The 18,669-nt window shown below is 69.8% G+C and carries 16 protein-coding genes and 1 pseudogene; 7 read left to right on the top strand and 10 right to left on the bottom strand.

Annotation, left to right across the window (positions count from 1 at the left end):
• Window positions 1–169 precede the first annotated feature (169 nt).
• From AB0K36_RS04985 to AB0K36_RS04965, 5 genes are all read right to left on the bottom strand, one after another.
• Complete coding sequence (locus AB0K36_RS04985) at window positions 170–643, bottom strand: lamin tail domain-containing protein (RefSeq protein ID WP_364588385.1); 474 nt, start codon at window positions 641–643, stop codon at window positions 170–172.
• A 558-nt stretch (window positions 644–1,201) separates the two neighbouring features.
• Window positions 1,202–2,968, bottom strand: a complete 1,767-nt coding sequence (locus tag AB0K36_RS04980; protein ID WP_364588382.1) for an ABC transporter ATP-binding protein — start codon at window positions 2,966–2,968, stop codon at window positions 1,202–1,204.
• A 111-nt stretch (window positions 2,969–3,079) separates the two neighbouring features.
• Window positions 3,080–3,982, bottom strand: coding sequence for a carbohydrate ABC transporter permease (locus tag AB0K36_RS04975; protein ID WP_364588379.1), 903 nt, complete (start codon window positions 3,980–3,982; stop codon window positions 3,080–3,082).
• Entirely contained in the window at window positions 3,979–4,950 is a 972-nt protein-coding gene (locus AB0K36_RS04970; protein WP_364588376.1) for a carbohydrate ABC transporter permease, read from the bottom strand. Before AB0K36_RS04970 ends, AB0K36_RS04975 begins: the two co-directional genes overlap by 4 nt.
• An 85-nt stretch (window positions 4,951–5,035) precedes the next feature.
• Window positions 5,036–6,355 carry an ABC transporter substrate-binding protein gene (locus tag AB0K36_RS04965; protein WP_364588373.1) on the bottom strand — a complete coding sequence of 440 codons (1,320 nt, stop codon included), beginning with the start codon at window positions 6,353–6,355 and terminating at the stop codon, window positions 5,036–5,038.
• Window positions 6,356–6,621: 266 nt separating this feature from the next.
• On the opposite strand from AB0K36_RS04965, the gene AB0K36_RS04960 reads away from it, so the two are divergent.
• Window positions 6,622–9,021, top strand: coding sequence for a glycoside hydrolase family 2 protein (locus AB0K36_RS04960; protein WP_364588370.1), 2,400 nt, complete (start codon window positions 6,622–6,624; stop codon window positions 9,019–9,021).
• Entirely contained in the window at window positions 9,018–10,049 is a 1,032-nt protein-coding gene (locus AB0K36_RS04955; protein ID WP_364588367.1) for a LacI family DNA-binding transcriptional regulator, read from the top strand. The genes AB0K36_RS04960 and AB0K36_RS04955 overlap by 4 nt, the downstream gene beginning before the upstream one ends.
• 77 nt (window positions 10,050–10,126) lie before the next feature.
• On the opposite strand, the gene AB0K36_RS04950 is transcribed toward AB0K36_RS04955, so the two are convergent.
• From AB0K36_RS04950 to AB0K36_RS04940, 3 genes are all read right to left on the bottom strand, one after another.
• Window positions 10,127–11,455 (bottom strand): cellulase family glycosylhydrolase, encoded by a 1,329-nt coding sequence (locus tag AB0K36_RS04950; protein ID WP_364588365.1) that lies wholly within the window; start codon window positions 11,453–11,455, stop codon window positions 10,127–10,129.
• Between the two features lie 463 nt (window positions 11,456–11,918).
• Window positions 11,919–12,887 carry an ROK family protein gene (locus tag AB0K36_RS04945; protein ID WP_364588363.1) on the bottom strand — a complete coding sequence of 323 codons (969 nt, stop codon included), beginning with the start codon at window positions 12,885–12,887 and terminating at the stop codon, window positions 11,919–11,921.
• Between the two features lie 453 nt (window positions 12,888–13,340).
• Window positions 13,341–13,880 carry a hypothetical protein gene (locus AB0K36_RS04940; protein WP_364588361.1) on the bottom strand — a complete coding sequence of 180 codons (540 nt, stop codon included), beginning with the start codon at window positions 13,878–13,880 and terminating at the stop codon, window positions 13,341–13,343.
• A gap of 73 nt (window positions 13,881–13,953) precedes the next feature.
• On the opposite strand from AB0K36_RS04940, the pseudogene AB0K36_RS04935 reads away from it, so the two are divergent.
• A pseudogene (locus AB0K36_RS04935) lies at window positions 13,954–14,061 on the top strand (TetR family transcriptional regulator); the annotation flags it as partial.
• 98 nt (window positions 14,062–14,159) lie between these two features.
• Here AB0K36_RS04935 and AB0K36_RS04930 read toward each other — a convergent pair.
• On the bottom strand, window positions 14,160–14,570 hold the full coding sequence (locus AB0K36_RS04930) for a VOC family protein (RefSeq protein ID WP_364588359.1): 411 nt from the start codon (window positions 14,568–14,570) through the stop codon (window positions 14,160–14,162).
• Between the two features lie 127 nt (window positions 14,571–14,697).
• The gene (locus AB0K36_RS04925) at window positions 14,698–15,096 is read right to left on the bottom strand and encodes a winged helix-turn-helix transcriptional regulator (RefSeq protein ID WP_364588357.1); all 399 of its coding nucleotides are present in this window, start codon (window positions 15,094–15,096) and stop codon (window positions 14,698–14,700) included.
• 143 nt (window positions 15,097–15,239) lie between these two features.
• Between AB0K36_RS04925 and AB0K36_RS04920 the strand changes: the two genes are divergently transcribed.
• The 4 genes from AB0K36_RS04920 (at window position 15,240) to AB0K36_RS04905 (ending at window position 18,637) form a co-directional block, all read left to right on the top strand.
• Complete coding sequence (locus AB0K36_RS04920; protein WP_364588355.1) at window positions 15,240–16,085, top strand: NAD(P)H-binding protein; 846 nt, start codon at window positions 15,240–15,242, stop codon at window positions 16,083–16,085.
• Window positions 16,086–16,280: 195 nt separating this feature from the next.
• A complete protein-coding gene (hemC, locus tag AB0K36_RS04915; protein WP_364588353.1) occupies window positions 16,281–17,216 on the top strand; it encodes a hydroxymethylbilane synthase in 936 nt (311 codons plus the stop codon).
• Window positions 17,217–17,463: 247 nt separating this feature from the next.
• On the top strand, window positions 17,464–17,721 hold the full coding sequence (locus tag AB0K36_RS04910) for a hypothetical protein (RefSeq protein WP_364588350.1): 258 nt from the start codon (window positions 17,464–17,466) through the stop codon (window positions 17,719–17,721).
• A 178-nt stretch (window positions 17,722–17,899) separates the two neighbouring features.
• Complete coding sequence (locus AB0K36_RS04905) at window positions 17,900–18,637, top strand: hypothetical protein (RefSeq protein WP_364588348.1); 738 nt, start codon at window positions 17,900–17,902, stop codon at window positions 18,635–18,637.
• Window positions 18,638–18,669 lie beyond the last annotated feature (32 nt).

Genomic DNA, 18,669 nt, shown 5'->3' with positions numbered 1-18,669 from the left:
CGCCCGCGCTTCCCACCGCACCCCGCGGGCCGAGCCTCTCGGCGGGGGCCGCCCGGGGGCAGCCACGAGGCGCCGGCCGGGTCTGCGGTGGTGGTGGCCGGGCGGTCAGCCGCCCGGCCGGCCTGACGGGCGAGGTGGGACACCTCTGCCCGCCCGGTCGGGGCGAGTATCAGCGGCGGTGGTCACGGCCCCAGGACTCGGTGTCGACGGTGTGGCCGCGGTGGTCGCGCAGCGTCGCCTTGTCGGAGCGCTCGTCCCAGACCGAGTGGCGGCGGTCCTGGTAGAGATCCGTGCGGGTGTCGCGTCCGGAGCCGGTGTGGACGCGGACGGTCGAGCGGCCGGCGAGACGGTAGTCGTCGAAGCGGTACCGGTTGCCGTCGCGGTCGCGCAGGGTCCAGCCGTCGAGGTTGACCGGACGGCGGCTGTTGTTGGTGATCTCGACCCACTCGGCGTTCAGCGCCCGGTTGGAGCGGTGGTCGCGGCCGCGGTCGCCGGTCTGCACGGCGCTGATCTCGACCCGCGCGTCCTGGCGGTGCCGACGGTCCCCGTCGTGGGCGGAGGCCGGCAGTGCGACGGCCGAGACGACGGCACCGGCGGCGAGAACGGTCGCCGCGATGCGACGGGAGGTTGAAGCAGCAGACATAAGTGATGTCTCCTCGAAACTGTGCGCCACCCGCTGCGAGAGCGGTGGTGGCGGTGCGGTCACCGGCCCGTGACGAGCCGGCGGACCCGACTCTGCGGCCGCGGCGGGCACGACGGCCCGGCGACCCGACCGAGTTACCATTTACGGACATTTCCGTAACTGTCGACTGCACGGACCGTGCGCCGACGCTGACGTGACCCCGGCAATCGCTGAGCGGTACATCGACCGCCCATGAACAGCGGAAAGTCCATGCCCACCGCCGCACACCATCGGTCGCGCCACCCCGCGAACCACCCAGGACATCGACTCCCGTGCCGGTAACAGCAGTTCTGCACGTTTCTTCGCACAGAGGGTCCGGGATCGCACATCCGCGCCGGCCGCCCCACGCTCCGGCACGAGCGCAAGAGGCGCCGGTGCGGGGGCGTGACACGTACCCGTACCCGCCCGGCAGAGGTGCTGCCGAGGCGCTCGTGACGCAAGACGACCGGACACCCGCCGCTCCCGCATGGGAACGGCGGCGGGCGCTGCTTCTCTCGCGGGGAGCCCGGACGGCGGGCGTCAGGAGATCTGGGCGCTCTGCAGCCGCGCGTAGGCACCGCCGCGTGCCAGGAGTTCGCCGTGGGTGCCCGCCTCTTGGACGCGGCCGTGCTCCAGGACCACGATCCGGTCGGCGTTCTTGATCGTCGACAGCCGGTGGGCGACGATGAACACCGTACGGCCCGCGACCAGCCGGGCCAGGGCCTGCTGGATCAGCGCCTCCGAGCGGGCGTCGAGCGCCGAGGTCGCCTCGTCCAGGACCAGCACGCGAGGGTCGCGGATGAGCGCCCGGGCGATCGCCAGCCGTTGGCGCTGGCCGCCGGACAGCCGGGCCCCGCGCTCACCGACCACGGTGTCGAGGCCGTGGGGCAGACGGTCGACGAACTCGGCCGCGTTGGCGTCGGTCAGTGCCCGGCGGATGGCCGGTTCGTCCACGTCCGGCAGCCCGTAGGCGACGTTGTCGCGAATGCTGCCCTCGAAGAGGATGGACTCCTGCGGGACGACGGACAGGAACCGCCGGTAGCTGCGCAGATCCAGTTCCGCGAGGTCGCGGCCGTCGAGCAGGATCCGGCCACGGGTCGCGCGGTGGAACCCGAGCACGAGACTGAGCACGGTGGACTTGCCGGCGCCGGAGCCACCGACGAGGGCGATGGTCCGACCGGCGGGGACGGTGAGGTCGAGGCGGTCGAGAGCCGGGCGGTCCCCTGCTTCGTAGGTGAGGCTCACGCCTTCGAAGCGGAACTCCCCCGCCACGGCGGCGACATGCTCCTTGCCGTCGTTCTCCTCGAGGTCGGGTGCCTGGAGGACCTCGCCGACGGACCGTACGGACTCGAGGGCCTTGCCGATCACGGGCGCCAGGGTCAGCAGGGTGGTGACGGAGCCTGTGAGGCTGGAGAAGTAGGCGCTGAGCATGACCACGGCGCCCGGGGTGATGTCGAGCCAGCCGTAGTAGGCGACGAGCGCGGCGCCGGCCAGACAGCCCATGCCGAGCGTGTTCAGGACCATCCAGGACAGCGAACCGAACCGCCCGTTGAGCAGATCCAGGCGTGAGCCCTCGCGCAGCACCGTGTCGAGGTCGTGGTCGACCCGGCGCAGGGCCGTGCGTTCCAGCCCGTGGGCGCGGGTGATGGGTATGAGGGTCGTCATCTCGCTGACGCTGGAGGAGAGTCGCTCCACGGAACGGCGGAAGGAGGCGTTGCGGTCCCGCAGACGGGACCGCAGGGTCACCACGATGAGCGCGGAGGCCGGGACCAGGACGACGAAGACAGGCAGGAACGCGGGCGTGACGACGGCGATGACGGCCAGCCCGCCGGTGAGGGTGGCGGCGGCGGTCAGGCCGTTGTCCGCCGTCTGCTGCACGCCGGTCTCCAGGGTCTCCACGTCGCGGATCACCTTGGCGTGCAGCACGGAGGAGCTCGTGCGGGAGTGGAAGCCGATGGACAGCTGCTGCATGCGCTGCACGAGTGCCGACCGCAGATCGCGGCCGACGCGGCGGACGGAGCCGTGCATCCAGTGCACGTAGAGCAGATGCAGCGGCAGGTTGAGCGCGAGGACGACGAGCATGACCGCGCAGTTCCACCACAGTTCGGAAATGGGACGCTGCTCCACGACGACGTCGATGATGTTCGCCGTCACCGGCGGCAGCAGCCATACGGGGGCGTGCTTGCCGAAGAACACGACGACCGCGCCCGCCATGGGGGCGCGTTCGGGCCGGAACAGATAGCGCAGTGTGCGGACGGGATGCTCACCGCGGTACCGGTGGTCGAGCGGACTCTCCGGCATGGCCATCGGCCCTCTCCCCTTTCATGGCGGCACACGTCTTTCATGGCCGGACTCGCACCGTGCATCCGGGCGTGCCGCGGCGCGTGCGCGCCGCGGCTCTGCCGAACGGTGGTGCTGCTACTTGGTCGCGCCCTGGGCGAAACCGTTGTAGATGTACCGCTGGAGGAACAGGAAGACGGCCAGCGTCGGCAGGATCACCAGGATCGCGCCGGCCGAGATGTTCTCCCAGTGGGCCCCGAAGGGCCCCTTGAAGCGGAACAGGGCGGTGGAGATCGTGCCCAGTTCCTGGGACGGCATGTAGAGGAAGGGGATGTAGAAATCGTTGTAGACGGTGATCCCCTTGATGATCACCACTGTCGCGATCGCCGGTTTGAGCAGCGGCAGGATGACCTTGCGGTAGACGGTGAACGAGTTCGCGCCGTCCAGCCGGGCGGCTTCGTCGAGCGAGACGGGGATGCCCCGGACGAACTGCAGGAAGATGTAGATCGAGACGATGTCCGTGCCCATGTAGAGCAGGATCGGCGCCCACCGGCTGTCGAACAGGCCGAAGCTGTTGACCACTTGGAAGGTGGCGACCTGCGTGGTGACCCCCGGTACCAGCGTGGCGATCAGGAACAGCGCCATGACGAGCTTCTTCGCCCGGAAGTGGAAGCGGTCGATCGCGTACGCGGTCATGGAGCCGATGATCACCGTGCCGGTGATGGAGAAGAGCAGGATGAACGCGGTGTTGCCGAACGCGGTCAGCATCCTCCCGTCGGAGAACGCGGTCGCGTAGTTGCCGAAGTTGAGCCAGTCCCCCGGCAGGGAGAGCGCGCCGCCGTCGGCCACCTCGCCGGAGGTCTTGAGCGAGGTCAGGAAGACGACGACGAGGGGCAGCAGGACCACCAGCGAGGCGGCGACCAGCGACAGGTAGACCAGCGCGGGGCCGATGCGGCCCGCTCGCGCAGTCCGCCGGGCCGTGTCCGTCCGCCGGGGAAGTGGCCCCCGCGGTGGCAGCTTCGTCTGCGGGGCCGTGGTCATACGAGGTCCACCTTGTCGTCGGGTACGAGACGGCGCTGTATCCAGGTGATCAGCAGGATGATCAGGAGCAGTACGACGGCGGCGGCCGAGGCCAGCCCCGTCTTGTTGAACTGGAAGGCGAGCTTGACCGTCTGGATGACGAAGGTCGAGGTGCCGGTCGCGCCGCCGGTCATGATGTAGGGGATCTCGAAGACCGAGAGGGACCCGGAGACGGCCAGGATGATGCTCAGGCTCAGCACGGGCTTGATGCTCGGGGCGATGATGTGCCGGAACTGCTGCCACCTGCTCGCGCCGTCCAGCTGGGCGGCCTCGTAGAGCTCGCCGGGGATGGACTGGATCGCCCCGAGGAACAGGACGAAGTTGAGGCCGGTGAAGCGCCAGACGGACACGCCGGCCAGTGAGGTGTTGGCGGAGGCGGGGTCACCGAGCCAGGCATGGTCGGTGGCGGCGCCGAACCAGGAGAGGACCGAGTCGAGGGTGCCGCCGTCCTGGAAGAAGTACAGGAAGACGAAGCCGATGGCCACGCCGTTGATCAGGTAGGGGAAGAAGAGAATCCCCTTGAACAGGTTGCGGAAGCGGATGTCGAAGCTGAGGACCGTCGCGAAGTACAGCGCGACGACGATCTGCACGACGGATGCGGCGAGGTAGTAGAAGCTGACGAAGAACACCCGGAACAGCTCCGGCCGGGTGAAGATCTGGGAGTAGTTGTCGACCCCGGTGAAGTTCCGGTCGGGGCTGATGCCGTCCCAGTCGGTGAAGCTGTAATAGATCATGTTCCCTACGGGGACGTAGGTGAACGTGATCAGCAGAACCAGGGGCACGGCCAGGAACATCCACGGAGTGATCCGGCGCAGGGTCTGCCCCCGCCGGTTCCGCGTACCGTGAGGGGCGCTCGCCGCCCTGGTCCCGCGCGAGGAGGTGGCGGCGCGCGGCGGTCGCGCGGCCACCGTCTTGGTCGTCTCGGTCATGTCGGGCCTTTCGTGGTCCGCTGATGCGCGGCAGGCGATGGGCCCCGGCCGGTGTGGTGCGGCCGGGGCCCGCCTCCGCCGTCTGTCAGGAGCCGGCGGTCTTCGCCGCCTCGTCCCACCTCTTGTCGAGGTCGGCGAAGAAGTCCTGGAGGCTGCCGCTCTGGGCGCCGCGGGCGATGTCGATCAGCTTCTGCCGGTAGTCGGGCGTGTTGAGACCGATCTCGGCCGCGTTGTCTATGGCGTTGACCTGCCCGGTCCTGGTCTCGGAGCGCTCCACGAAGGTGACATCGTTGTCAACATAGTCCTTGAGTGTGTCGGGCATGGCGGCCGACTTCACGGTGGGGACAGCGCCCTCCTTCGCGGAGTAGCCGGACTTCTCCGTGAACCAGTCGATCCACGCCCGGGCCGCCCCCTTGTGCTCCGAGTGGATGTTGACGGCCTGCTGGTAGTCGGAGACGACCGTGGCGCAGAACTTGCCGTCCTTCTGTACGGGGAACGGCATGAAACCGATGTCGTCCGGCTTCGCGCCCGCCTTCTCGGCCGCGTCCCTCATCTGCGTGATCGACCAGGAGCCCAGCATCATCGCGCCGATCTCGCCCTTGGCCACCATGCCCTTGGAAGCTTCCCAGTTGGTGGTGTTGGGGTCCTTCTCGGACAGCCCGCCCTTGACGATGTCGTGCAGGAGCGTGTCGCTCACGTTGAGCTCGCCGCCCTGCTTCCAGGGGGAGACGGCACCCGCCAGCTTGTTGCCGGCGTCGCTGTCGCAGGTGACGGAGCCGAGGTTGCCGCCCCACTGGACCAGGGGCCAGCCGTCCTTGAAGTTGGTGTAGTACGGCACCGCGCCGGTCCTGGACCTGATCGCCCGGAGCCCGGCGAGGAACTCCTGGGGAGTGGTGGGCCACTTGGTGACGCCGGCCTTCTTCCAGACCGACTTGTTGTAGACGAAGCCGTTGGCCGTGCCGAACTGGGCGATGCCGTAGACCTTGCCGCCGACGTCCGTCTTGTCGCTGAAGCGGTACTTGGCCGTCAGTTCGCCGGTGGGACCGAGGGGTGCGAAGAACTTCGGGTAGTCGTTCTTGGACACGGCGGCCGGGATCATGAGGACGTCACCGTAGTCGTCGGTGTTCATCCGGATCTTGACCTCGCCCTCGTAGTCGGTGAGGCCCTCGAACTTCACCTTGACCTTGGGGTAGATCTTCTTGAACTCCGCCGCGTACGCGTCCATCGCGCCGTTCTGGACGAGATCGGTGCGGTGGGTGAGGACGGTGATCGCGCCGGACACCTCGTTCGGGTCGGCGGGAACCGTCGCCGGCTCGGCGGAGGGTGTTCCTCCGCCACTGCACCCCGCGACGGTCAAGGTCGCGACGGCGAGAAGCACGCCCGCGAGCGTCTTCTTCTTCCCCATGTGCCCAACTCCTTCAGGATTGCGGCTCAGGTCCGGGTGGGATGTCGGCACTATGGCAGGCGAGAGGTGAACCGGTAAAGCTCTGATTTCCACCACGATGCCTAATCGTTACCAGGCAACCCTCTTGAAGCCACTTGACGGTGCCAGGAGCCATCCCTCGCCCACAGAACTGGAGCTTGACCGGTTTATGGACAGGATCTGATCACCGGGTTAGGTTGTGCGACGTCGTACATCCACGGCCTGAGTCAGGCGATTGGAGCCGCACCATGAAGGACGTCACCCAGCTCACCGAGGGGTGGAGCGTGCGCCACGAAGAGGCGCTGCTCCCGGCTCGGGTCCCCGGCTGCGTGCACACCGATCTGCTGGCCGCCGATGTCATCCCCGACCCCTTCATCGGACTCAACGAGGCCGAGGTCGACTGGGTCGGCCGGCGCGGTTGGACCTACCTCGCCGACCTGGCGCACGACAGCGCCCACGAGCGGACCGACCTGGTCTTCGACGGCCTCGACACCGCGGCGCTGATCACCCTCGCCGGCCAGGAATTGGGCCGTACCCGCAACATGCACCGCTCCTACCGCTTCGATGTCACCGGCCGCACCGGCCCCTTGGAGGTCCGCTTCGCCTCCGCCTACGAGGAGGCGGAGGCGGTCCGTTCACTGACCGGGTCCAGGCCGAACGTCTATCCGGAACCCTCGCAGTACATCCGCAAGATGGCGTGCAGTTTCGGCTGGGACTGGGGTCCCACGCTGGTGACCGCCGGGATCTGGCGGCCGGTCCGGCTGGAGCACTGGTCGACGGCGCGCCTCGCGCGGGTCCGCCCGCTGGTGACCGTCGCCGACGGCACCGGCCGGGTGGAGGTGCGGCTGGACGTGGAGCGCACCCGCCGGGGCGAGGGGCGGCCGCTCACGGCCCGGGCGACGGTCGCCGGAGTGCGGGCCGAGGTGACCTTCGAGGGCGAAGAGGCGGTGCTGGAGCTGGAGGTGGCGGACCCGCGGCTGTGGTGGCCGCGCGGCTACGGCCGGCAGCCGCTGTACGACCTCGAGGTCACGCTGTCCGACGAGAACGGACCGCTGGACGCCTGGCAGCGCCGGATCGGCTTCCGCCGGATCGAACTCGACCGCTCGGCCGACGAGTACGGCACCGGCTTCACCCTCGTGGTCAACGGCGTGCGGATCTTCGCGCGCGGGGTCAACTGGATCCCGGACGACGTCTTCCCCTCCCGGATCACCCCCGAGCGCTACCGCGCCCGGCTCGAGCAGGCCGCCGACGCCAACGTCGACCTCGTACGGATCTGGGGCGGCGGCATCTACGAGGACGACTCCTTCTACGACGCCTGCGACGAACTGGGTCTGATGGTCTGGCAGGACTTCCTCTTCGCCTGCTCCGCCTACCCGGAGGAGCAGCCGCTGCGCGGGGAGGTGGAGGCCGAAGCCCGCGACAACGTTGTCCGACTGATGCCGCACCCCAGCCTGGTGCTGTGGAACGGCAACAACGAGAACCTGTGGGGCTTCAGGGACTGGGGCTGGGAGAGCGAACTCGCCGGCGACTCCTGGGGCGAGGGCTACTACCTCGGCCTGCTGCCCCGCGTGGTCGCCGAGCTCGACCCCACCCGCCCCTACACCGCGGGCAGCCCCTGGTCCGGCTCCTGGGACCACCATCCCAACGACCCGGCCCACGGCACCTTCCACTCGTGGGAGGTGTGGAACCGCCAGGACTACGCCGAGTACCGCACGAGCGTCCCGCGTTTCGTCGCCGAGTTCGGCTGGCAGGCACCGCCCGCGATGGCGACCCTGCGGCGCGCGCTCCCCGGCGAGCGGCCGGCACCCGACTCCCCCGGCATGCTGCACCACCAGAAGGCCGAGGACGGCAACGGCAAACTGAACCGCGGTGTCGCCCGCCACTTCCCCCTCCCCGACGACGACTTCGACCGCTGGCACTACCTCACCCAGGTCGTCCAGGCCCGTGCCGTCGCCGCGGGCATCGAGCACTGGCGCTCCCACTGGCCCGTCTGCGCGGGCACGGTGGTCTGGCAGCTCAACGACTGCTGGCCGGTCACCTCATGGTCGGCGGTCGACGGCGACGGCAGGCTCAAGCCCCTCCACCACGAGCTGCGCCGCGTGTACGCGGACCGGCTGCTCACCGTCCTGCCCGGCGACGGAGGCCTGACGCTCGCCGTCGTCAACCAGTCCGCGACCGTGTGGCGGACGTCGGTGACCCTGCGGAGGCTGGAGGCGGACGGCACCACGGTGCACGAAGGCGTCGTCGACGTCACCGCCGGACCGCGCTCGGTCGTGCGGTTGCCCGTTCCGCCGGTGCTCGCACCCGCGGAACGCTCGGCGAAGGAGTTCCTCGTCGCGGACGCCGACGGCCTGCGCGCCCTCCACTTCCCCGTCGCCGACAAGGATTTCGCCTATCCGCGGGCCCAGTACGACATCGCCGTGGAACCGGTTCCCGGCGAGAGCGATAGAGTCGACATCGTGGTGAGCGCACACACTCTGGTCAGAGACCTCCTCCTCCAGGCCGACCGGCTCGGCCCCCGAGCCGCCGCCGACCAGGGCCTCACGACGCTCCTGCCCGGCGAGCGGACCCGTATCAAGATCAGCGGCTGCGGTTCCGTGGACGTCGAGGACGTGCGGGCCGCCCTGTTCAGCGTGGACGTGATGTGACGGGAACGACTCGCGTCACGATCAAGGACGTCGCCGCCCGTGCCGGTGTCTCCAAGGGGGCGGTCTCGCTCGCCTTCAACCACAAGCCGGGCGTCTCGCAGGCCACCCGCGAGCGGATCTTCGCCGCCGCGCGCGAACTGGGCTGGGCGCCGAACCTCACCGCACGCAGCCTTTCCAGCCAGCGGGTCGACATCGTGGGGCTGGCCTTGTGCCGGCCCGCTCGGCTGCTCGGCCTCGAACCCTTCTACATGGAATTCATCTCGGGCATCGAGAGCGTCCTGGCCGACCGCTCCTGTTCGCTGCTGCTGCGCCTGGTACGGGACCTCGACGAGGAGATCGACCTCCACAAGACGTGGTGGCGCAGCCGGACGATCGCCGGAGCGATCCTGGTCGACTTCCACGACGACGACCCGCGGGTGCCGGCGCTGCAGGCCGTCGGCCTGCCGGCGGTCGCGGTCGGGCATCCGTCCCTGACGGGCTCCTTCCCGGCCGTCTGGACGGACGACGCGACCGCGGCCGCCGAGGCGGTCCGCTATCTGGCCGCGCTGGGCCACCGCCGCATCGCACGCGTCGGCGGCCCGGCCGGGCTGGGGCACAGCTCCATCCGGGCGGCCGCCTTCGAAGCCACGATGCGCCAGCTCGGGCTGGAACAGGGCCGGCAGATCTCCACGGGGTTCGACGGCAAGGAGGGCGCCCGCGCCACCCGGTCCCTGCTGCTCTCCGCGGACCGGCCCACGGCCATCGTGTACGACAACGACATCATGGCCGTCGCCGGCGCGGGCGTCGCGGCCGAGATGGGGTTCGTCATCCCCGACGACGTGTCGCTGCTGGCGTGGGACGACTCCCAGCTGTGCCGGATAACCCATCCGACGCTGTCGGCCATGAGCCACGATGTGCACCACTTCGGTGCGGAGGTCGCTCGCACGCTGTTCGCGGTACTCGACGGGACGCACAGCGGGGCGCTTCAGGTGCCCACTCCCTCGCTCACGCCTCGCGGCTCGACGGCTCCCGCACCGCAGCGCACCTGACACGGAGGACATGGTCCAGGGCCCCGACCTTCCCGGTCGGGGCCCTGGTGCGTTCCGGTGCCCGGCAGGACGTCCCGTCAGCCCTTGGTGCAGGAACCGCCGTTGAGGGTGAAGGCGGCGGGGATCCCGTTGGCGCCGCCGGAGGAGCCGTTGAGCCCGAAGCTCACGCTGCCGCCGGCGGGGACGGTCTCGGTCCAGGACTCATGGGTGGCGCGGACCTGTTGCCCCTGCTGGACGACCTTGGCGTTCCAGGCCGCGTTGACCCTCTGGTCACCGGGGAAGGCGAAGTCGAGCTGCCAGCCCTTGACGGCGGTGGTGCCGGTGTTGCGGATCGTGACATCGGCGTTGAAGGAGCTGCCCCAGTCGCTCAGCCGGTACGTGACCTGACAGCCGCCGGCTGCCGGGCCGCCGGAGAAGACGCCGGCCTCGCGTGCGGTCTGCTTGATCCCGTCGGCGCCGTTGAAGATGCGCTGCCCCCAGGGGCTGAGCTGCGAGGCGTTGAAGCCTGTGGCCATGTCCAGGTACTCGACGCCGCCGCCGTTTCCGCTCCAGGACCAGCCCATGTAGCCGACGCCGAGCTGCTCGGCCGTCGCCATGATGGCGTCCTCGTCGGGGTTGCCGTCCGAGTGGGCGTCGCCGAACTCGCCGACGAGGACGGGAAGTCTGTTGGACACGAACCGGCCGAGGTAGTCCCTGACCTCGGCCGCGGTGTCGAAGACGCCGTACATGTGGATCGAGAACATGGTGTTCCGGTCGGGGTCGGCGGCGAAGACGCCGGCCGCGTTGTCGCGCATGGTGAACGACCAGTCCTGGCCCCAGTTCGGCGCGTCGACCATGAGGGTGTGGTCGAAGCCGGCGGCGCGCAGCCGCTTGATCGCGTCGGTCGTGCCGGACGTCCAGGCGCTGTATCCGGAGTTCCCGTAGGGCTCGTTGCCGATGTTCAGGAGGACGTACTTCTCCTGGCCCTTGAGCGCGGCCTGGACGTCGATCCAGTAGTCGACCGCGCGGGAGAGCGGGACCGCTGCGCCGGCCTCGCCGTACCCGGTCGTGTCGTGCGCCTCGAGGACGCAGACGAGCCGGTTCGCCTTGCACTGCGCGACGACGTCCGCGACGTCGGCAGTGTCGTTCCTGGTCCACTGGTCGCCCGTACTCAGCACGACCCGCACGGAGTTGGCGCCGAGCGCCTTGATGTCCTTGAGTGCTTGCGTCGTGCGGCTCGGATACCAGGTGTGGGCGTGATTGACGCCCCGCAGGACGAAGTCGTTGCCGCCCGCGTCCAGCAGCCGGCCTTCGCTGATGTGGAATCCGGACGCCGTGTCCGCCGAATGGGCCGGTGTGGGGGCGGCGAACAGCGTGGCGGCCATGGCCAGCAGCGCTCCCGCCGCGGTGGCCAGTTTCCTTCTCATGGTCTGCTCCCAACGTGGTTGCACGCGCGTCACGGGCACGGTGGTCCGGGCGCGCGGCACTGTCATGTGTTTCGGACGCTCTTGTCCCTCTGCCGCACTGGAAACCGGATTCCGGATTCGGAGCTCTCACGTCCGGAATTCGGCAGGGCGGCGCGATGAACACTGCGATGAATGCGATGAATAGTGCGATGAATTCGTCGCAGGGCGGGACAGGGTCCCGCCGACCGGGTATTGACTGCGGCTCCCACCGGTCGGCGGGAAGAGGTCACCCGGACGGACTGCCGCCTTTTGCTGGTCGAAGCGGTGTCGAGCGGCGGCAGTTCGCCTTTCGTGCGGGCGACTGGAAGAGAGGCTAGGCGTCGAAAGACATGGACACAACACTTGAAGCCAAACCGGTTAAGTTTAGTAGTTGTTCATCTCGGCGGGCTTCGTGGACACCGTTCGTGCCGGTGCCCGCAGCCCCTTACGGGCGGGGCGCCGCCGCCACGTGGGCGGCCGGGTGGCCGAGACCGGCCGACGCGGCAGCCGCGGCACCGATGAGCCCGGCGTCGAGGGCGAGGCGGGCCGGCACGATCGGCACGTCACGGGTGAAGTCGAGTACGGCGTAGTCCGCCATGCGGCGGCGCAGGGGCGTGAAGAGGGTGTCACCGGCCTGCGCCACCCCGCCTCCGATCACCACGAGGTCCAGTTCCACGAGGGCGGTCGTCGCCGCGATCGCCGCCGCCAGCGCCTGCGCGGCACGCTCGTACGCCGCTCGAGCGCGGACGTCCCCGTTCCTGGCCGCGGCGGCGACCGCCGCCGCGTCCGGCGTCGCGCCTGGCGGAGCGGTCCAGCCGGCGGCCAGGGCGTGAGCCGCGATCGCGGTTCCGCTGGCCAGTCCCTCGACACAGCCCGGGGCGCCACAGGCGCAGACGGGACCGTCCAGGTCCACCGTGATATGGCCTATGTGGCCCGCGTTCCCCGAACGCCCGGGATGCAGACGGCCGTTCAGTACGAGACCGCCGCCCACGCCGGTCGACACCACCATGCACAGGGCGTTGTCCACCCCGCGGGCCGCGCCGAGCCAGTGTTCGGCCGCCGTCATCGCGACGGCGTCACCGACCAGTACGGGACGGAGACCGACCGGCGTCCGGGGATGCGCGCGTACCCGCTCGACCAGCGGAAACCGGCGCCACGCCGGGATGTTGACCGGGCTGACCGTGCCGGCCGCCGTGTCGACCGGACCGGCGCTCGCGATCCCGAGGCAGGACAGCGCCTCCCATGCGAGGTGCGAGGCCAGTTCGTCGAGCACGCCCGACACGGCACCCATCAACTCTTCGGCCGGACGCCGGGCCGGGGTCGCCCGCTCCGTCCGCACGAGCAGCCGGCCCTCGTCGTCCACGAGCGCGCCGGCGATCTTCGTGCCCCCGATGTCCAGTGCTCCGTACACCATCACGTTCGCCCTTTCATGGAGGGAGCGGATTCATCACTCCGGGGCGTTACTGTGCACGGAACTGACAACGTTGTCCAGTAAACGGTTTAGTAGAGCAACTGTTTAGTCAAGAGCGGAAGTTGCTTTTCGACCCCGGTTCGGGCCGGACTGCTGGTTCCTGTCCGGGGAATCAGGGGATTCGCCAGGGTCCCGGCGCACTGTTCTCCGTGTGCGAGGCCTACGGACGCGGAGCGGGCCCGGTCGGCGGGGTATCCGCGAAAGCCCGACGGCCGAGGCGGGCGACCATCGCTCCGACGACTGGCTGCGCCGGGGCCGTCCGACCCGCAATGGCGTTTGGGCCTTCCCAGGTCAGGTAACGGGCAGGCCGGTGGATCGTTCGGTCCCGCATGGGGGCCCTGACGGGTAACGGGGCCGGCCCTTCTCAAGGGCGAGCGGCCGTTCGGGCGTTGACCGTCACCGCGCCTCAGCCCGTGGCGCAGCCCCCCACCAGGCCGGGGACACGTTCAACGCCCACACGTCGCCCGCCTGGTGAGCCTCCTGATCATCGGGATCATGGGCGCCGTCCCCATACGGGTCGGGGTCGCTGATGACGAATATGCGAGCATCGGACTCGGGCACGCGATAGCGGTGTACGTCCCCTGTGAGGTCGTCGGGCTCGACGGTACGCCCCAGAGACAGGATCGCGGCCTGCAGTTCCGTGAACCGGGCGCGGGGCGCGAACTCCCCGTACTGCCGTGCCAGAGCGGTCGGTACGGACAGACCGTGGATCAGCCGGTGGACCTGCACACTGATCCCGAAACAGGCCAGAGCCCCTTCGGCATCCGAAAAAGAGAGCTCCACCAGACCGTAGTCCCGGCGTAGCAGCCCATTGCCCGGCTCGTCGAGGCAGTCCGCCCCTATTGTGGCTTCCCATGCGGCAGGACTGGATCCGATGCCGGTTCCGAACACATCGCAGCGCGTGGCGACGTGTGCGTAGAAGTCCAGATCGGACACTTGTTGATCTCCTTGGGCCCGTCACATGTACGGACGGAACCCTACGACAGCGCCCTGAACGATCGGTCCCGACGCCGGAGGGCTGGTCGTGCCCTCCGGCTCACTGCCTGACCAGCTCCGCGCGGCGCTGACCCCGCTCGCGCCCGCGTTCGACGCCGCCGAGCGACGTACCCAGCCGTGAAGTCGGCCCCACCGGAGCATCCGCCGACAGACAGCGGATCCGGAACATGCCGACGCATCCGGCCGTCGCCATCGCCATGCGGTACGCACGGTGATCAGTCAGCGGACCGGCTGACCGAGTCCCAGCATGTTGCCTTCGCTGTCACGGAACCAGCACCCGAGCTCGCCCGTCGCGCCCTTGCTCGGGTAGTTCCCCTGGATCTCGGCGATGCCGTCCACGGTCTTCAGGCCCGGCAGATCGACCTCTTCGAACACCACGCCGCGCCGCTTGAGTTCGTCCATGGCGGCCCGGAGGTCGTCCACCTCCAGCGCCATCTGGGTGAAGGTCCCGGGCGAAGCGCCCGCGGACCGGAACAGGGCGAAGTCGGCGCCACCGCAGCGGTACAGGAGGCCACCCGGGCGCTCGTCGACGGGTTCGAGCCCCAGCTTCTCGGCGTAGAAGCGCCTGGCTCGCTCCAGGTCCTGTGCGGGCAGCCGAACGGCCACGCGCGCGCTGTCGAGGATCCCCATGCCGCCTCCATCCATCGGTCCGGACACACCGAGGTAACGGGTCGTCAGCGTGATGGGCAACGGGCAGGGGCGCAGACCGCGGGCATCCGGGGGACCCGGCGGGGAGACGGAAGCCGGGGCCGGTGGATCAGCGGACCGGAACGGCGTCGTAGTCGTGCCGGGCCTGCTCGACCTTGTCCAGGTTGTCGGCGGCCCATTCGGCCAGGTGCGCGAAGAGCGGGGCGAGGCTGCGGCCGAGCTCGCTGATCTCGTACTCGACCCGAGGGGGGACCTCGGGATGGTAGGTGCGTACGACGAGACCGTCGCGTTCCAGTTGCCTCAGCCGCTGGGTCAGCACCTTCGGGGTGATCCTCGCGATCCGTCGTTCCAGTTCGACGAATCGCTGCCGCCCGTAGGTGTGCAGGCTCCACAGGATCGGTGTGGTCCACCGGCTGAACACGATGTCGACGACCGGCCCGATCGGGCAGGCCAGCTCCGGGTCGGTCGCGGTGGGCGGCGTCCGGGTGGCTTCGCGTGCCATGCACATCCCTTCTGGAGAGTCACTTTCCTGTAGGTACCTACTATACCGGCGGTGTTAGCGTCCCGACATCGCCCGGACCTCAAGGTCCGCGGCACTCCGGCCCGTTGTGCGGGCATCGGTAACGACACTGGGAATACAGGGGAGTTGTCATGATCGTAGTGACGGGGGCGACCGGCAATGTCGGACGCTCGTTGGTACAGGTTCTCGAGGCCGGCGGTGAGCGCGTGAGTGCGACGTCCCGGAGCATCACGGACGCGGACGTCCCGGAGGGCGTCCGGCACCGGGCGGCGGACCTCACCGACGCGGAGAGCCTGCGCCCCGTGTTCGACGGCGCCGACGCGTTGTTCCTGCAGGACGGCGGTGCGAGCGCGCACCTGCTGAACCCGTACGAGATCCTGGACGTCGCCAAGGCCGGAGGAGTCGGCCGGGTCGTCCTGCTGTCCTCCCAAGGAGTCGCGACCAGACCGCAGTCGGCATCACACGGGGAAACGGCGCGCACGATCGAAGAGGCAGTACGCGAGTCCGGCATGACGTGGACGATCCTGCGGCCTGGTGGCTTCAACTCCAACGCCTACGCCTGGGCCGAGACGGTCCGCGCGCACCGGAGCGTCGCCGCACCGTTCGGGGACGTCGGCCTGCCCACCGTCGACCCGGACGACATCGCCGAGGTCGCCGCCGTGGCGCTGCGCGAGGACGGACATGACGGGCGTATCTACGAGTTGACCGGGCCCGCGCCGAGCACGCCCCGGGAGCGGGCCGCGGCGATCGGCGACGCCCTCGGCGAACCGGTCCGGTTCATCGAGCAGACCCGCGAGGAGGCGCGCGAGCAGATGCTGCGGTTCATGCCGGAGCCGGTGGTGGAGACGACCCTGGCCATCCTCGGCGAACCGACCGGTGCGGAACAGCGCGTCAGCCCTGACGTCGAGCGTGTTCTCGGTCGTGCGCCGGGTACCTTCGCCGACTGGTCACGACGGTACGTCGCCGCGTTCCGATAGGGCTGTCGGGTCAGGGCCGTCGCTGTCGGCCCGGTCGTTCCGGAGGCGGGCGACGGGCGGTGGGGCGAACGGACGAAGGGGGCGGCGACTACGGCCCGCGCGCCCGCCGGGGAACCACAACTCGCCGTACCGGGACGGGCGGCGCGTCGGTGTCCGGGACCGTAGCGCCGGGTCTCGCGGTCTATCGTGGACGCCATGTCCACCCTTGACCAGATCCGCATCGTCTCCCGCGACTCCCCCATGGCGCTCGCCCAGGTGGAGCGCGTCCGCGCCGAGCTGGCCGCGCTCCACCCCGGCATCACGACCGTGGTCGTCCCGGTCAAGACCACCGGCGACAAGTGGATGGGCGACCTGTCCCTCGTCGAGGGGAAGGGCGCGTTCACCAAGGAGGTCGACGCCGCTCTCCTCGCGGGCGAGGCCGATCTCGCGGTGCACTGCGTCAAGGACGTGCCCGCGGACCGGCCGTTGCCGGCGGGGACGGTGTTCGCGGCGTTCCTCGAGCGCGACGACGTACGCGACGCGCTGATCCACCCGGGCGGTCTGACGCTCGACGAGCTGCCCGACGGCACCCGCATCGGCACCTCCTCCGTGCGTCGTACCGCCCAACTGGCCGTTTCCCACCCGCATCTGCAGTGTGTGCCGATGAGGGGCAACGCCAACCGGCGTCTGGAGAAGCTCGCCGCGGGTGACGCCGACGCGCTGCTCCTGGCCGTGTCGGGCCTGGAGCGCATCGGGCGCGAGGACGTGATCACGCAGACGCTGTCGACGGAGGTGATGTGCCCGCCGATCGGCGCGGGGGTGCTTGCTCTGCAGTGCCGGGAGGGCGACACCGCGCTGATCGACACGGTGAGCGACCTCGGCCACCCCGGGACGCACCGGGAGGTCACGGCCGAGCGCATGTTCCTCCATGTGCTGCAAGGGCACTGCAACAGCCCCATCGCGGGCTACGCCCGGTGCGAGCGGAACGGCGAACTGTCCCTGCGGGCGAAGGTCTTCTCCCCCGACGGCAAGGTGATCCTCAACGCCCACGAGTGGGCCGGACGCCTCGACCCGGCCACGCTGGGCACCTCGGTGGCGGTCGCGCTGCTGCGCCAGGGCGCACGGGAACTGATCGACGGCATCCCCCACTGATCTCTGCTCCTCTGGCCGCTGCCGAAATCCGGCAGGTACGCAGGGGTGCGGGCCATCCGGGCGAGGTGGCGGGGGCAGCAGCGGCAGCAGGCCGAAGTTCGCCGGCCGCAGAGGCACCAGCGCCTTGCGCCGCCACGCCCGGCCGAAACGCGCGCACCGGCCACTCCGGCCGACCGGCTCAGCACAAGGTGGGCGTCGACCCCGCCGGACACCTGACAACCGGCGGCAGTGACGTCCACACTGGGGCATGCGAGTTGATCAGACGCTGAGAGTGGCCCTGGCCAGGGTCTTCACCCCCATGGCGATCACCATCGCTTCGCCCGTCCTGTTGGTGGCGGGAGCATCGATCCGCCGCCGCTACCTTCGACACGTCTACCGGGATGAAGCTCCGGACATCGTCGCCAAGGCCGGCGGGCACGTGAGCATCCACTACTTCGTCGTGAGCAGCCGGCTGCTGCACTGGCTCTGCCTGCCCACCGAAGCGCTGACGCGACGGACCAGGTGATGCGCGCCCGGAGACCGGGACGAATTCACCCGGGCCGCGACACGCCGCCCGGGCGCTTCGTGGTCGGAGGCGTCCGTCTCACCGGCCGGCCGGCGGTGCAGCGTTTCCATAGCATCGACTGCACATAAGACATTTGGTCCGTCTCGGGTAATCGTTGGCCGGCGAGGTGTCGCGCACCGTGGAAGATCGTTTCTCCGGCGTGGAACCACGTGAATTTTGGCAGCGCAACTCGCTTCTGGCTGAAGCTTTCTGCAGCAGCGACGACAAGGTACGGCAGGCACGGGCGATCCTGGACGAGGCGCACGCGGACCGAGCGCGGATGCTCGCCGCGTTCGCGGTCACGGTCGGCAGCGACGGAGCCGTCGCGGATCTGATGGGGCTGAACGCGCGGGATGTCCGCGTGGCCCGCAAGACCGTCGGCAAGGCCGACGCCCGCACCGTCGCGGAGCACATCCTCACCACTCGTCCGGACTCCCGTGCGGCGCCGGTCCCGCACGAGGACGACTTCGCGGCACCCGAAAGCCCGTTCCCCCACCCACGTGTGGAGACACCTCCGGCCCCGGTCCCCGCGCCCGCGCCACCGCCCGCGCCCGCGCCACCGGTCGAACATGTGGCACGCCCCGCCGATGACTCGGTGGTCTGGTCACCCGGCATGGACTCCGTCCTCCAGTGGAGCTGGCAGTCGGGACTGGACCTCCAGAGGGTCGCCGAAGAGCTGGGCCTCAGTTCCAGGGCACTGCTGCTGCGCGCCCAGCACCTGGCCGCCGAGGGCCGTCTGTCACCGAGGGCCGGCGACAGCGAGCTGCTGCAACCCGGTCGCCACCGCAGAAACGAGGAGACGCTCTCCTCAGCGGTGCCGGACAACATCGAGAGCCTCTACTACTCGCCCGCGCCGCACAGCTGGGCACACGCCTGACGGTCGGCGGTTCGGCCGGAGGGCGATGAAGC

Source organism: Streptomyces kurssanovii (assembly GCF_040677245.1).
Lineage (GTDB): Bacteria > Actinomycetota > Actinomycetes > Streptomycetales > Streptomycetaceae > Streptomyces > Streptomyces kurssanovii.
The sequence above is the reverse complement of the archived record's forward strand: the minus strand, read 5'-3'. Positions and strand labels throughout refer to the sequence as shown.

What these genes read in the sequence shown, in the direction of transcription:
- AB0K36_RS04960 (WP_364588370.1), top strand. Translation starts at nt 6,622, where the DNA reads ATGAAGGACGTCACCCAGCTCACCGAGGGGTGGAGCGTGCGCCACGAA.
- AB0K36_RS04925 (WP_364588357.1), bottom strand. Translation starts at nt 15,096, where the DNA reads ATGTGCATGGCACGCGAAGCCACCCGGACGCCGCCCACCGCGACCGAC.
- AB0K36_RS04910 (WP_364588350.1), top strand. Translation starts at nt 17,464, where the DNA reads ATGCGAGTTGATCAGACGCTGAGAGTGGCCCTGGCCAGGGTCTTCACC.
- AB0K36_RS04965 (WP_364588373.1), bottom strand. Translation starts at nt 6,355, where the DNA reads ATGGGGAAGAAGAAGACGCTCGCGGGCGTGCTTCTCGCCGTCGCGACC.
- AB0K36_RS04975 (WP_364588379.1), bottom strand. Translation starts at nt 3,982, where the DNA reads ATGACCACGGCCCCGCAGACGAAGCTGCCACCGCGGGGGCCACTTCCC.
- AB0K36_RS04985 (WP_364588385.1), bottom strand. Translation starts at nt 643, where the DNA reads ATGTCTGCTGCTTCAACCTCCCGTCGCATCGCGGCGACCGTTCTCGCC.
- AB0K36_RS04950 (WP_364588365.1), bottom strand. Translation starts at nt 11,455, where the DNA reads ATGAGAAGGAAACTGGCCACCGCGGCGGGAGCGCTGCTGGCCATGGCC.
- AB0K36_RS04945 (WP_364588363.1), bottom strand. Translation starts at nt 12,887, where the DNA reads ATGGTGTACGGAGCACTGGACATCGGGGGCACGAAGATCGCCGGCGCG.
- hemC (WP_364588353.1), top strand. Translation starts at nt 16,281, where the DNA reads ATGTCCACCCTTGACCAGATCCGCATCGTCTCCCGCGACTCCCCCATG.
- AB0K36_RS04970 (WP_364588376.1), bottom strand. Translation starts at nt 4,950, where the DNA reads ATGACCGAGACGACCAAGACGGTGGCCGCGCGACCGCCGCGCGCCGCC.
- AB0K36_RS04920 (WP_364588355.1), top strand. Translation starts at nt 15,240, where the DNA reads ATGATCGTAGTGACGGGGGCGACCGGCAATGTCGGACGCTCGTTGGTA.
- AB0K36_RS04980 (WP_364588382.1), bottom strand. Translation starts at nt 2,968, where the DNA reads ATGGCCATGCCGGAGAGTCCGCTCGACCACCGGTACCGCGGTGAGCAT.
- AB0K36_RS04930 (WP_364588359.1), bottom strand. Translation starts at nt 14,570, where the DNA reads ATGGGGATCCTCGACAGCGCGCGCGTGGCCGTTCGGCTGCCCGCACAG.